Source organism: Clostridium sp. C2-6-12 (assembly GCF_009928485.1).
Classification (GTDB): domain Bacteria; phylum Bacillota; class Clostridia; order Clostridiales; family Clostridiaceae; genus Clostridium.
This window is the reverse complement of record NZ_JAABNP010000020.1, coordinates 92,758-107,651: the sequence shown is the minus strand read 5'-3', so window position 1 is coordinate 107,651 and position 14,894 is coordinate 92,758. Positions and strand designations below refer to the sequence as shown.

General features: G+C 28.0%; 13 protein-coding genes. 10 read left to right on the top strand and 3 right to left on the bottom strand.

Going from position 1 to position 14,894, the window contains the following annotated elements:
* From GXK56_RS16900 to GXK56_RS16875, 7 genes are all read left to right on the top strand, one after another.
* The coding region (locus GXK56_RS16900; protein WP_207710276.1) for a hypothetical protein at positions 1-835 on the top strand (835 nt) is incomplete at its 5' end.
* 96 nt (positions 836-931) lie between these two features.
* Positions 932-1,849, top strand: a complete 918-nt coding sequence (locus GXK56_RS16895; protein WP_160689520.1) for a YafY family protein — start codon at positions 932-934, stop codon at positions 1,847-1,849.
* A 96-nt stretch (positions 1,850-1,945) separates the two neighbouring features.
* Positions 1,946-2,266: a carboxymuconolactone decarboxylase family protein gene (locus GXK56_RS16890; protein WP_160689518.1), complete on the top strand. Its 321-nt coding sequence runs from the start codon at positions 1,946-1,948 to the stop codon at positions 2,264-2,266.
* Positions 2,267-2,289: 23 nt separating this feature from the next.
* A complete protein-coding gene (locus GXK56_RS16885; protein WP_160689516.1) occupies positions 2,290-2,538 on the top strand; it encodes a zinc ribbon domain-containing protein in 249 nt (82 codons plus the stop codon).
* Positions 2,539-2,803: 265 nt separating this feature from the next.
* Positions 2,804-2,974: a hypothetical protein gene (locus tag GXK56_RS27825; protein WP_202127901.1), complete on the top strand. Its 171-nt coding sequence runs from the start codon at positions 2,804-2,806 to the stop codon at positions 2,972-2,974.
* Between the two features lie 491 nt (positions 2,975-3,465).
* Positions 3,466-4,500, top strand: coding sequence for a polysaccharide deacetylase family protein (locus GXK56_RS16880; protein ID WP_160689514.1), 1,035 nt, complete (start codon positions 3,466-3,468; stop codon positions 4,498-4,500).
* 199 nt (positions 4,501-4,699) lie between these two features.
* Complete coding sequence (locus GXK56_RS16875) at positions 4,700-5,761, top strand: SGNH/GDSL hydrolase family protein (RefSeq protein WP_160689512.1); 1,062 nt, start codon at positions 4,700-4,702, stop codon at positions 5,759-5,761.
* Between the two features lie 4 nt (positions 5,762-5,765).
* On the opposite strand, the gene GXK56_RS16870 is transcribed toward GXK56_RS16875, so the two are convergent.
* Positions 5,766-6,269 (bottom strand): TspO/MBR family protein, encoded by a 504-nt coding sequence (locus tag GXK56_RS16870; RefSeq protein WP_160689510.1) that lies wholly within the window; start codon positions 6,267-6,269, stop codon positions 5,766-5,768.
* Between the two features lie 380 nt (positions 6,270-6,649).
* Positions 6,650-7,771 (bottom strand): glycosyltransferase family 1 protein, encoded by a 1,122-nt coding sequence (locus GXK56_RS16865; protein ID WP_160689508.1) that lies wholly within the window; start codon positions 7,769-7,771, stop codon positions 6,650-6,652.
* A gap of 108 nt (positions 7,772-7,879) precedes the next feature.
* Here GXK56_RS16865 and GXK56_RS16860 point away from each other — a divergent pair, with 108 nt between their 5' ends.
* The gene (locus tag GXK56_RS16860) at positions 7,880-8,878 is read left to right on the top strand and encodes a CotS family spore coat protein (RefSeq protein ID WP_160689507.1); all 999 of its coding nucleotides are present in this window, start codon (positions 7,880-7,882) and stop codon (positions 8,876-8,878) included.
* 152 nt (positions 8,879-9,030) lie between these two features.
* A complete protein-coding gene (gene yabG / locus GXK56_RS16855) occupies positions 9,031-9,891 on the top strand; it encodes a sporulation peptidase YabG (RefSeq protein ID WP_160689505.1) in 861 nt (286 codons plus the stop codon).
* 197 nt (positions 9,892-10,088) lie between these two features.
* Here yabG and GXK56_RS16850 read toward each other — a convergent pair whose 3' ends face one another.
* Positions 10,089-10,700 (bottom strand): hypothetical protein, encoded by a 612-nt coding sequence (locus GXK56_RS16850; RefSeq protein WP_160689503.1) that lies wholly within the window; start codon positions 10,698-10,700, stop codon positions 10,089-10,091.
* Between the two features lie 388 nt (positions 10,701-11,088).
* On the opposite strand from GXK56_RS16850, the gene GXK56_RS16845 reads away from it, so the two are divergent.
* Positions 11,089-14,892 carry a response regulator gene (locus GXK56_RS16845; protein WP_243156156.1) on the top strand — a complete coding sequence of 1,268 codons (3,804 nt, stop codon included), beginning with the start codon at positions 11,089-11,091 and terminating at the stop codon, positions 14,890-14,892.
* Positions 14,893-14,894 lie beyond the last annotated feature (2 nt).

Below are 14,894 nucleotides of genomic sequence, written 5' to 3'. Positions count from 1 at the left end.
GTTATTCATTATTTCTAAGAAGAAAATCAGAATACACAAAAATATTTACAGGCTCGTCAAGCACTTTGGAAATTTAGATTTGAATAATATGGAAAGTGGAGGCTCGGTATATTTTACTATTGCTAAATCAGTTTTTGTTGAATATTCATCAAGTCTTGTAATTCCATTTTTTAGTTTTGCATTAATATTATTTGTATTTACTTTTATATATGGATTTAAGAATGATATATTATCTTTTAGAAATACATTTATAGGTTTCTTATTAACATTGTCACTTATAATAATATCAATAATTGTAGGAAGTATAGGAGTAAAAATATATTCTTTATATGCCAATATACGTTATGGGAAATTACCACATAGCATTAGTGCTACAATGGTAATTGAGCAAAGAATATTTATGATTATTTTGGCTGTGTTGATTAGTTGTATTATATTTATTTTATTCAAAGTTGTTCATAATAAAATATCCTATGAGAATATGATTTATGGAAATATGTTTATGATGATTCTTCTTACACTAGGCTCAAGTTTAAAATTTAAATCAGCAAGTTATATGTTTTTGTGGCCAACTATTTTTACATTAGCTGGGCTTGGTATTCAATTTGCATTTAAAAGGAAGCAAAATTTAGAATATGGAAAGATGATTTTAATAATATTTAGTGGTATGTCTTTTGTTTTGATTTATGTACCAATAATATTCTTAATCTTTACGGCGCTAGCTTTACCAGCAGCTAGTATTATTCTAGGAATAGCAGTGATACCATTAAGCAACATCATATTAAGTAGTGTGTTGTTTTATAAGAAAGAAAGTATAAAGGTAATATATTCATAGGAATGATTTATAAGGATTATAGTTGTAGTTCTATCCAATTTAAGATATATGTTATAAAATGATTTTATTCATTAAAAAGCATTTGGAGGACTTAAAATGAAAATTGATAGGTTATTTAGCATTTTAATGCTGATTATTAATAAAGAAAAAATAACAGCCAAGGAATTAGCAGAATACTTTCAAGTATCAGTTAGAACTATTCAAAGAGATATTGATACTTTAAGTATGGCTGGTATTCCTATATATGCGGAAATTGGAAAGAATGGTGGATATCAGCTTCTTGATAATTATAAATTAGATATGAATTTTTTAAACACCAAAGAAGCAAAGGTGATTAAGTCTCTTTTAGAAAGTTTGGAACAAGTATTACCTTATTTAGATATTAAATCTGCATCAAATAAATTTTCAATGATACCTTCTTCAAGTGAATCAGAAGATAATAAGCTTGTAGTGAAATTAAATCCTCTAATTAATGAATTAAATTTCAAAAACAATATTGAAATAATAACAAAAGCAAGGGATAGTTATAATAAAATCCATATTAAGTATATAGATGCAAACTTCAAAGAGACAGATAGAGTAATATGTCCTTATACTTTGGTAATGCTGGGAACAGTTTGGTACGTGTATGCATATTGTGAGCTTCGTGAAGAATTTAGAATGTTTAAGTTAAGTAGAATAACTTCTTGTGATTTATTAGAAGAAGAATTTTTAGCAATAGAAACGCCCAAACCTTCACCATGGGAATATAATTTACATTATGAGAGAGAAGGTACTAATATAATTCTAGAAATAGATAAAGAACTTAAGGGAAAACTAACGGATTATATTGATTATCGAAATTGTGAGATTGTAGGAGATAAGATAGTTGTAAATTTGGATTTCCCTGTTGATGAATGGCTTTATTCATTTCTTTTTGGATTAGTTCCATATGTTAAAATTATTGAGCCTATTTGGTTAAGAGAAGAATTTTTGAAAAGACTTAATTTATGTATAGAAAAAAATAATATATGACATACAGCTGTCATAGTATAAACCTTAGAATAATAAGTGTAAAGAATCAATGATTGTTAAATAGATTGTTATATTGATTTTAAGGAGGAATGAAAAATGAGTGATATGTCAGCAATTAGTAATGCCTTTCAAATTTTTATGAAGGAAGCTCCAGCATATCAGAATATATGGATGGAAACTGTGCAAAAATTAGATTCCGTAAGTAAGCTTGATTCAAAAACAGAAGAATTAGCTTATATTGCAGTGTTAGCTTCTTCAAGGCTTGAAAGTGGTTTGCCATTTCATGTAAAGCATGCGAAAGAACTTGGAGCAACAAGAGAAGAAATAATAAGTGCTATTTTGGTTGGTTTGCCAGCTGTGGGAAATGTAGTAATTCAATCATTACCAATAGCAATAAAAGCATATGATATGGAATAAAAATTAATAGAGGAGTGGGGATAATGGATATTTGTCAAAGTTGTGGAATGCCTATGGAGAGTAAAGAATTATATGGCAAGAATAAGGATGGGGCAGTTAATACAGAGTATTGTATATATTGCTATCCAAATGGTGAATTCAATAAGCCAAATGAAACCTTTGAAGAAATGATTGAAACATGTATACCTTTCATGATGAAAGAGGGGTTTACAGAAGAGCAAGCTAGGGAACATTTAAATAAGGAACTTAAAAATTTAAAAAGATGGGCTTAAATCAATTAACAGTTAACAGTTAGGAGGAAAAGTCTTTGAGCTTTTTAATTAAGTTCCGTATTGTGGCATAGCCACTCTTTTTATAGGTGCAAATTTTAATTTGAGAAGAAAATACTTTTTAAAGCTTATACAAACTTAAAAATTTTAATTTAAAGTCATAATAAAACCATGGCTTTAAATTTTTTTCTTAAAATAAGCAATTTTAGTACCGAAAAATTCAAAAATATTTGTATTATTATGTATAATAAGAGAGGAGGTGAAACAAATGGGAAATATAATTAAAATAAATATGTATGTGGAAATGAAAAAGAAAAATGACAGCGAGATAAAATTAGAAACTCTAGAACAAAATATTCTTAAGTATAACAATTGGTTAAAAATGACTGACAGAGAGGATATGATAGAGAACTATGAAAAATTCTTGCAAGCTCAATAATTATTTTTAAAAGATAGATTAGGCATTAAGTTTTAATCTATCTTTTTTTTATGCATATTATATAATTTATTTATTTAATTTTTATTTTGAATAATATATAAATATTTACTATAACATCAAAATTAGAGTTTTATAAAAAATGTCCCAACAGTATAAATCTCTATTTATTGAATAATTAAAGAAATAATAAAAAATTCAGGAGAACAGTTTGATCCTAATTTTAGTTGGAATATTTATTAAGTTAAATCAGACAATGGAATAGAAGTGATATTATGTGGAAAAATATTATAAAAAATATATTAAAATTCATCAAATATAAAAACTTCAACAGGTATTAATACTTGTTGAAGTTTTTATGCTTAAGAAATTATAAGATTATTCAGTTTATTTAATAACAACTGTTGAATATTGGCATATAATTTGTAATAATGAGGTTAATAAACTGTAGAACTATTGAAGAAAATGTAAAAATGTGAGGTGGGTGAGAAAAGATGTTTAGAAGGACAAGATTATTTAAAAGAAATTTAGCTTTATATGTGATTTTAGCATTATTTTTATCTGGCTGTGGTGGAGGAAAAGAAAATCAAGATAGTGTACAGGCTGTAAATTCACGAAATAATATAGAATCTAATGATTCCAGCAGTGGAAAGATTACGGAACAGCAAAAGTCCTCAGATGAAAAAGTTAAGGCAGAATCACAAACTGGTAAAAAGACAGAAACAGATTCTTCAGCTTCAGTAGAATCAAATAATAAACAAAAGTCCGAGATTAAAACAAAATTAAATGTACCAGAAAAACCATCTACGCCTACTATGGTATCAGATATATCCTCTCTAAGTACGAAAGCTATAGAGTGGTCCTGGCTTTATTCCTCAAGAGATAGTGCGGAGCTTTTGAAAAAATATAAAGGCTATGGATTTGGTGACACTTCACAAAAGATTATTTATCTTACTTTTGATGAAGGATATGAAAATGGCTACACAGAAAGTATTTTAAATACCTTAAAGGCAAATAATGTACAAGCTGCTTTTTTTGTTACTAAGCCTTATGTAACTGGAAGTTATAATGGCGTTCCTGATAGTGAACTACTAAAAAGAATGAGTAATGAGGGACATATAATAGCTAATCATTCTGTAAATCATAAATCTATGCCGAAGTTTACTGATGAAAATGCATTTAATGCTGAATTAATAGGTGTAGAGGAGGCTGTAAACAATATTCCAGGCTGCAGAATGTCCAAATATTTCAGACCACCTGAAGGTACTTTTAGTGAATTGTCACTTTACTATACTCAAAAATTAGGATACAAATCTGTATTTTTCAGTCTTGCATATCAAGATTATAATGTTGATAATCAGCCTGATCCAGGGGAAGCAAAATCAAAACTATTAAAAAATACACGTAATGGTATGATTTGTTTGCTTCATGCTGTATCAAAAACTAACGCAACTATTTTAGATAGTTTAATCAAAGAATGGAAAAGACAAGGATATGAATTTAAAACTTTAGATAATCTTCCAAGTTAAAAAATAATGCAATTATGATATAATTTTTATGTGTTTTATGATATAACATTTCTTCAGATATCAGCTAAAATTTTATTTTGTTTATGACACTCTGAGAAAGTTAATAGCTAGGGAAGAAAATATTTTGAGATTTTTTAGAATGTTTATAAAGAATTATTACACATAGAATTTTATATTTGGCAATAAGGTAGGGAAAATAATGAAAAAAAGTTTTAAAGTGAATGAAGATAAGGTTAGAATATTAGGAAGAACTAAACAAGTAGAGGATGTTAGATATATCAATTATTCTTGTTCAGGAATAGAATTTGAATTTATTGGGACAAGTGCTAGTGTTGTTTTGTGCACTGATAGCTCAAAATGGGAGGATACACTTAAGGCATGGATAGCTGTTTTTATAGATGATGAGGATGCACCAAGGAAACGAATTCTTTTAGATAGCAATGAAAGTACTTATTGTATTTATGAAAGTGATATCTCAAGAAAAGTTACAATACGATTAATGAAAATGTCTGAAGCAGCTTTTTCAAAAGTTGGAATTAAAGAAGTAATAATAGAGGGGGAAGGAGAAATAACTCCCACCAAATCCAAAGAAAGGCGTATTGAATTTATTGGAGATTCAATAACTTGTGGATATGGAATAGAAGGTGTTTATGAAAAGGATATATTCAATACAGCTCAGGAAAATCCTTGGGAAGCATACGCAGCTAGAACTGCACGTTATTTTAACGCCGATTTTAACTGCGTTTCTTGGAGTGGTATAGGTGTTATTTCTTCATGGACAGAGGTTGAGGAGCCTAATACAGAATGGCTTATGCCAATGCTTTATAAATATACAGATGCTGCTATAGATAATGATTTAGGTAATAAGGATTTTGAACTATGGGATAATGATTTATTTGTACCAGACTTAATCGTTGTTAATTTAGGGACAAATGATTCAAGTTATACAAAGAATGTAAAAGAGAAAATAGACGCATTTGCATATGGATATTATGATTTTATAAGGAAAATAAGAAATTTTAATCCAGAGGCAGAAATAATTTGTACACTTGGTGCAATGGGGCAAGAGTTATGTCCAGCAGTAAAAACAGCTGTCAATAAATTTAAAAATTCAACAGGTGATAGAAAAATTCATACACATTTTTTTGATGTCCAATTAGAGGAGGATGGAATAGGTACAGACTGGCATCCAAGTTTAAGAACCCATGAAAAAATGTCAGTAACTTTAATAAATAAAATAAAAGAAGTAATGAAATGGTAAAAGGCTACATTTCATTTAGCATCCAGATAAAAAAATTTAAAACTCCTGCGTAGATTATCCAAAGTAAATAAGGGAGTAATAAAATAGCAGCTTTTATTCCAGACTTTTGATAAAACCTTATTAATGTTAATATGACAAAAATAAGTAAAATTAAAAGTTCAATAAAAGCTAGACCATAGAGTCTGAAGCTAAAAAATATAAATGACCATAGTATATTTAGCAGCAGTTGTATTGCATAAACAAACAAGGCTGAACTTACATCTATATTTTCATATTTCTTTATATAAACTTTGTATGAAGCTATGCCCATTAAAATATAAAGGATAGTCCATGCAATTGGAAATGCTATAGAGGGCAATGCCCAAAATGGTTTTTCTAAGGTCTCATACAACGCTTTCATATTTGGAATTAATAAATATACTATTAGTCCAAGTGTAAGCGGTATAATTAAAGAAATTAAAAAAGGAATAAATTTAAAGTCTTCTTGGTGTTGAGTTTTATTTCTCATATTTTTCTCCTTAAAGATTATTAAATGTAAGTAATACATCGCAGTTTTTGAAAATTGATTTTTATAATAATTTAGGGTATATATATTGTTCATAATATATAGCTATGTCATATTAGTTCACTATATGCATGTTATTAAGGCGTTATTGAACTAAAACATAAATGTTTGTTATAATGTATGTTTTTTCACATTTATTAAATCTTTATTTTGAAGTAAATAGTTAGCTAATTTTTATAATAATAATTATGAGTGTATTTTCATAATTAGATTTAGAAAAAATAAAAATACAGGTAGTCAAAAGCATGTATCCAATTAATGAGGTAGGATACAGCTTAATAAGGCTACCTGTTTTATTGATTTATTAAATAAATGCATAAGATCTATGAATTTAGGATAGCTTTATATGCAGAGATTGTATCAAGGGCAGTTTTATTCCAAGAAAAAACTTTATTGCGCGTTAAGCTTTTTTTGACCATGGTTAATCTTAGCAAACTATTGCTCAATACTCTTTCAATATCATAAGACAAAGAATCTATGTCATTTGGATCTATAAAAAGGGCTGATTCATAGCATACTTCAGGCAATGACGTAACATTTGATGCAATTACTGGTGTTCCACAAGCCATGGCTTCGATAGGAGGTAAGCCAAAGCCTTCGTAAAAGGAAGGGTATACCAAGACTTCAGTAGCATTATAAAATAATGGCATATCTTCAGCAGGAATGAAACCTGTAAAAATTACATTGTTTGATACATGTAATTCTTCAGCTCTATTCTTGTACTTATCATAAGAAGCACCTTTTCTACCTGTAATGACTAATTTAAAGGTTTCTTTCAATTTAGCAGGAAGATTTGAATATGCCTCAATTAAGCCTAATATATTTTTTCTTGGACTAAAGCCCCCAACATATAGTATAAAATCTTCTTGGATACCATATTTTTTTATAATTAAATCTTTAGATTTACATTTACTCATAGGTTTATAAATATCTTCAGCTGCAAGAGGTGTTACATAAATATTTTCAAGAGGAAACTTAAATTCTTTAGCAATATCGTTTTTAGAAAAGTTAGACACAGTAATTATACCATCACAAGATTTTAAAATTTTAGGTAATTCATTATTGAAAATTTTTAGATATCTTTCACTAACAGTTTCGGGCATTCTAAGTGGGATTATATCATGCAAGGTAATTACTTTTTTACATTTTATATTTTCAGAAAGACCAACTCCATTTTGTGGAACATGATAAAGTTCTATATCAGCATTATTTAAGATATTAGGAACATTAACGTTATCCCAAAAGCTATTATATGCTGCAGAATCAGTTAATTCTGTTTTAAAATTAGGCTTTAAATTTTTTATAGAGTTACATTGTGGCATAAAAATTAGATAGTCATTATGAGGGTCAACATCATTAAGACTTTGAATTAGTTGATTAGTATAAGTGCCTATACCAGTACCTTGATACCACGTTGCAGCCCTGCCGTCTATTCCTATTTTCATTATTAAACCCTTTCATAGTATTTGTCTTAATGTATTATATTAAAAGAATATAAAAAATGTTAATAAAAGTACTAATATCCTCATATAAATATACAGGGGGTGAGAACTATGATGAGGGAATTTGAAATAGAAAGGCAATTTAACATTAAGATAGAAAAAATAAAAGCCAATAAAGGAGTTTACTATCTTAAAACTGATAAAGGCGAAAGATGCTTAAAGAAAATAAATTATGGACCTCAAAAATTACTGTTTGTATATGGTGCTAAAGAACACCTAAGAAAAAATGGATTTAACAATCTTGATAGATATTATTTAAACATAAGTGGAGAACCATATGCATTAGTAAATGAAGATTTGTATACTTTATCAGAATGGCTAGAAGGACGTGAATGTGATTTTCATAATATCGATGAAGTAAGGGTAGCCGCAAAGACTTTGGCTAATCTTCATGAAGCATCTAAAGGATATGATCCGCCTGAAAATTCTAAACTTAAAAGTGATCTAGGAAGATGGCCGCATTTAATAGAAAAAAGGATTAAATCTTTAGATAAAATGAGAGATATGGTGAGGAAGAAAAATATAAAAAGTGATTTTGATATGCTTTACTTAAAATCAATGGAATTTTATAAAGAGATTGGAAGAAATTCGTTATCAAATTTAAAAGAATCAGATTATTATGAATTATGTATGGTTGCAGAAACTGAAAAAAGCTTTTGTCATCATGATTTTACTTATCATAATATAATTTTAAGTGATAATATGGATGTACATGTTATTGATTTTGATTATTGTAAAAGGGAATTAAGAACCTTTGATATAAGCAATTTTATGATAAAGGTTTTAAAGAGAGTTGAATGGAATTTGGAATTTGCTGCAGCAATAATAGATTCATATAATTCAGTATCACCATTGAAACCTGAGGAATATAAAGTTTTATATGTATTTCTCCAATTTCCACAAAGGTATTGGAGGCTTGCAAACAGGTATTATTATAATGAAGTTAATTGGGCCCAAAACACTTTTGCAAGTAAGTTAGAATCTATAATAAATGAGCGGGATAAATATTTAGAATTTATAGAGAAATTTAAGAGTGAATATAATATTTAGATGAAGATAGTTATTTAGAAAAGCTGCTTAAAAATAGTATTGGTATTTTTAAGCAGTTTTTTATTAGTTTATTTGATTATTACCAATCAATTAGAAATTTTAAGTATTTCTGCATATTATAGTTTGTAAATAATATATAGGTAGGAATTGTAATGAAAGTTGGAGATATAGTAGTAAGAAAATCATATAATAAAGACATTACTTTTAAAGTAATAGATATTAAAGAGAAGGATGGTAAAGAAAATATTATTTTAAAGGGAATTAATATAAGAATAATAGCAGATGCTTATATGGAGGATCTGGATATTGCTGAAGAAAATGCTGGTTCTCAGGATAAGATTTTGAATACAAGGGTAAGTGAAGCTATAAAAAAAGCTATGATTTTAAGGCCTGACCTTAGGAGTAGAGCTGAAAAATTACCAAGAGTGAAAGCAAAAAATGAATTGGTATTTGGGAGGCCAGGAAAAGTGCTTCATGTAGATGGAGATAGTGAATACATGGAAACATGTTTGAAGGTATATAAACAATTATCAATAGATGCAGTTGGCAGAGCAATACCAGAAAAAGATCAACCAGACTTAATAGTAGATTTAGTAAAAGAAATAAAACCTGATATAGTTGTTTTGACAGGCCATGATAGTGTTCTTAGGGATACAAAGGATTATTTAAACTTAGATAATTATAGAAACTCCAGATACTATTTAGAATCTGTAAAAAACTTGAGAAATTATAATTCAAGCTATGATGAACTTGTAATATTTGCGGGGGCATGCCAAAGTTGTTATGAAATGATATTAGATGTAGGTGCTAATTTTGCCTCCAGCCCTAATCGAGTATTAATACACTGCTTGGATCCTGTTTTTGTATGTGAGAAGATTGCTTATACAAGGATTGATAAGGTGGTTTCAATAACTGATGTTATTGAGAATACTATAACAGGAATTAAAGGAGTTGGTGGATTGCAAACCAGAGGGAAGTATAGGGAAGGGTATCCAAAGTCGTTATATATTTAGCTGGGGGACTGACCCTTGGGGAATTTTACCATAAGAAGTATAAATGAGGATAAATAACTTTAATAAGGGTGATTAATCGCCTTGTACTCAAAACGGAGCTGTCGGATTGAGAAATGCTATAATGTATCTTTTTAGAATTGAAAAATGTCTAATAAAATATATTATTAGTTTTTCTTTTTTCGATAGCTCCAAAACTTTTAAACAGATAACTCTATTCCTAAGTACTGCTTGTTTTTATTGTCAACAAATTTGAAAGGCCCATTATAAAGAATTGTACCGGCATATTTCCCGTCAGTTATAACAATATAGTTATTTAAATTGCAATCTAAAGAGTGCAAATTGAATCCAAAGGTTTTAAGTTGTTCTTTATAAATATTTGAATTTAATCTCATAGGTCTAAGTACAGAAAATTCTTCGGCGGATAGTTTCTTATCATTATTTGTATCAGCTATGCTGATTAATGCACTAGTTAAGCTTGGTTTGATTTCACTTGAACTTACTAAAATGCCATCAGAACCAAATTTGTTAATTTGATAATCATTATTTAATTTTCTTTTATTTTCAATAATCAGGGCTGTTTCACTAAGCATATTCACATCTAATTTAAAATTTGAAAGTAATTCAGCTTTATTGGCAGAAATAGCTAAAGTTTTTGAAAAATCACTTACAATTGAAAAACATGAAATGAATAGAAGTAAAATTAATAAGAATTTAAAAAGAGTTGGCTTCTTTATTAATTTAAAATCTTTTATAAATCTCAGGTAAAAATTGAAATTATAGACACAATCTATTTGTTTTTTAGTTTCCATTTTTACACCATCCTTTTAAATTAAGAAGTATATTATTTATAATACATTATGAATATTATCCTTATTAGATAAATGTGTAAAAAGGATGTTAAATTAATATATCTAGAAGCTCCAATAAATAAAATATTAAAAAATGATAGGCGTTTATTGTATTTAAATGGATAATCAATTTGAAAGTATAAAAGATTTCTATAAAAATTAAATAGTGTAGTTTTAAATGGTACAATTTATATATATAATCATAATAGGGAAAATAGTATAGATTAAAACATCATCGGAGCAATTTATGATATATAGGTTGTTTCCGTTTTTATAATAAATTATATTAATAGGATGTTTATTATTTGATTGCATATAGTTGTAATACATATAGATTAGGAGTGATTTTTTGTCTAAATTGAAGTTTATTAATAAATCATATAAACATAAACTTAGAGCGACTTACGCCTTGCTTATGTTTGTAATTTTAATTTTACTAGGTATTTTTTCATACTTTCAAATTAATGTTACAATGAAGCCAATTATTGGTGGTATGGGAGATCATGTTATTAGTAGTCAAATACAATATTTAGGTGATCAGTTTGATGATCAAAGTAAATTACTAGAATTGCTTAGCAGTACAGAGCCATTTAAAAACGGTGATATTTCTACTATAAAGAAAGAAATTGATAATCAAATGCTTAAGCATGGAGATGTAATAATGTCCATTAAGTACAAAGCAATAACTGGTGAGGAATATGAAAATAACAAACATAGTATTAGAATACGAAAGGATTATGAAAAAACATTATTAGAAGGAAATAGTGAAACTTTTCAATCTCAGGCAACTTTTGATGAAAAACTAGATGAATATATAGTTTTTATGGGAATAAAAATCATAGATAATCATGGGAATGTACAAGGAATACTAAGTATTAATACAAGTGTAAAAAAAGTGGCTGCATCATTGGACAAAACCAAGATTGGAAAATCCAATAAAATATGGATTTTTGATTCTTTGGGTAACATAATAGTAAATCCTAATAAAGATAAACTACCTGAATTTGATATTGAAGAGTTCAAAGAAGATATCAATAATAATCCGATTACAGAAATAGGATCAATAAATTCAAGTGATGATACTAAAAATTTAGTTTACGGTAAAATACCTAATACTGAAAATTTGTACTTAGTTACATTTATAGAGGAACATGGAGATTTTACAAATGCAATGAAATTCTTGTTACTTGCTTTTTTATGTGGTGCTGGCATTATTTCATTTTTTATTTTCATAGCTGCAAATAAGATGACAAATTTTGTTACAAAGCCATTGACTCGAATGGTAAAAATTATAGAGGAATCTGATGGAATGAATTTTATTCAGATTCCCAATAATCTTAAAGAAAGTAAAGATGAAATAGGAATACTTGCAAACACTATAGATAAGTTGTCTAACAATATTCGTAATAATTTACAGGTACTTAATAATGAAATTAAAGAGCGTAAAAAGGCTCAGGAGCATTTGATTGTTTTAAACGATCAATTGGAGTGCCGTGTACAAGATAGAACTAAAGAACTAAGTGAAGCTACAAATAAGTTAGCTATTTCAGAAGATAGATTTAGAATTGCTATGGAAGCTTCACATATTGGTGTATATGATGTAGATTTTATTAATAATGTATTTGTAGTTAATAGAGTTTTCATTAAATTAATAAATGCACCTGAGTATTTTGAATGTGTTAAAGAAGAACGCCATTGGATTATTTGTGATGGTAAATTTGAAGATTATATATATGAAGAAGATTTATTAAATGGAAAACATTTTAGTATAGATGAATTACCAATAACAGGAGAAGATTTCTATACAGAATTTAGATTAAAGAAATCTCCTGATACTTGGCTTTCTTTTAGCGGACAAACTATAAGTGAAGATGGGTCAGGAAAAATTACAAGATTTATAGGTGTGTTACAAAATATAACTGAAATAAAAAAAAGTGAGGTGGAACTTAAAGATGCTAAGGAAGAGGCAGAAGAAGCAAGCTTAGCAAAAAGTCAATTCCTTGCAAATATGAGCCATGAAATTAGAACACCAATGAATGCAATTATTGGATTAACACACTTAATAAGCCAATCTGACTTGAATGAATCTCAGAAAAACTATATTTCAAAAATAGAAGGGTCCTCAAAGATATTACTGAGAATAATCAATGATATTTTAGACTTTTCAAAGATAGAAGCTGGGAAGATGGAAATAGAAAATATTAAATTTAGTTTAGATAAGATATTTGAGAATATATCTACTTTATATACACCATCAGCAATTAATAAAGGGATTGATATTAATTTTGATATAGAAGAAAGGGTTCCTGAATCATTAAAAGGAGATCCGCTTAGGTTAGAGCAAATCATAACTAATCTAACTACAAATGCAATTAAATTTACTAATCAGGGAGAAGTTAATGTTAAAGTTCGACTATATGAAGAAAAGGAAGACAAGGTTAAACTCCACTTTAGCGTTAAAGATACAGGAATAGGATTAACAAAAGAACAAATAGAAAAACTATTTTCAGCTTTCACACAGGCAGATAATTCTATGACCAGAAAGTATGGAGGGACAGGTCTTGGATTGATAATTACAAAGCAATTAGTAGAGTTGATGAATGGAGAAGTATGGGTAGAAAGTGAATATGGAGAAGGTTCCGATTTCCAATTTACTATTGAGTTTGATAAAGTTTCAAATATAATACAACCAAGTTATGAAAATTATCCTGATTTACATGGGAAAAAAGTATTGGTAATAGATCATAATAAAACTTCATTGATGATACTTGAACGTATGCTGCGTTCATTTTCACTTGATGTAACAGCAATTAGAGATCCGTTTGAGGCTATTCAATTATTAGAAGAAGATAACTTTGATTTACTATTTATTGATTTCAATTTACCAGAGCTATCAGGAATCGATTTATATAAGAGATTAGTAGTTAATACTGAAATTAGAGTACCTAAAACAATATTTATAAGTGCGATTGGACGTGAAAGTTATTATAATCAAGCAAATCAATTGGGAGTTAAAAGCTTCCTAATTAAGCCTATTAATCAATCATTAATGTTTGATGCAGTTATGGGTGCTTTAAAAGGAACAGGACTTAGGGAAAGCAATAGGGAAGTTATTGAAGAAAATAATATAAAGTTTAAAGATTTACTAAAAGATAAACAAATACTTCTAGTAGAAGATAATGATATTAATCAATTAGTTGCAAAGGATATTTTAGAGCAGGCTGGTATTCAAGTAAGTATTGCTAATAACGGTGAGGAAGCAATCAAGCATGTGTATGCTAATAAATTTGATGCAGTTCTTATGGATGTCCAAATGCCAATAATGGATGGATACAAAGCTACACAAATTCTTAGAAAGACATATTTAAGCTCAGAACTTCCTATAATTGCAATGACTGCAAATGCACTTAATGGTGATAGAGAAAAAAGTATTGAAGCCGGTATGAACGATTATATCTCAAAACCAATTGATCCAGAGATTTTATTTGAAACTTTAGCTAAATGGTTAGGTGACAATAATGCAATAGAGACCGGAAAGCCTTCAAAGAAAATTGTTAATGAAGAAATAGAAATTTTGGAATTTAATAAGACTTTAAATCGATTGGGAAGCAAAGAAGATTTATATTATGAGCTATTAAAGAAATATTATGATAATTATAATAATTTAGAAAACGAATTTTCTAAGATGAGGATAGATAGTAAGTATGATGATATGAAAAGATTTATTCATAGTCTTAAAGGGGTTACAGGAAATATAGGAGCTATTAAGCTTAATAAATTTATTATCCAATTTGAAAAGAAATATGAATCTTATGATGATGAAGACTTAAATGAAAATCTGAAAATACTTTTTGATTTAAATGAAGAACTTTTAAATAAAATTAAAGAGATTGTATTAGAGAAAGATCCAGATAAAAACCAATTAAACTTAAATCCAAGCTTAGATATTTATAAAGTGCTTACTAAATTATCTGAAGATTTACAGAAAGCTCGTGCCAAAGAAATAAAGGAGAATATGAAGTATTTAGTAGATAATACTAAAGACACAAGTCTTATGACAAAAATTAGCGAAATAAAAAAACTTGTAGATAGATATAGATTTAAAGAAGCTAAAGCTCTTGTTGAAGAATTAATAAATATTATAAAGGAGTGAAA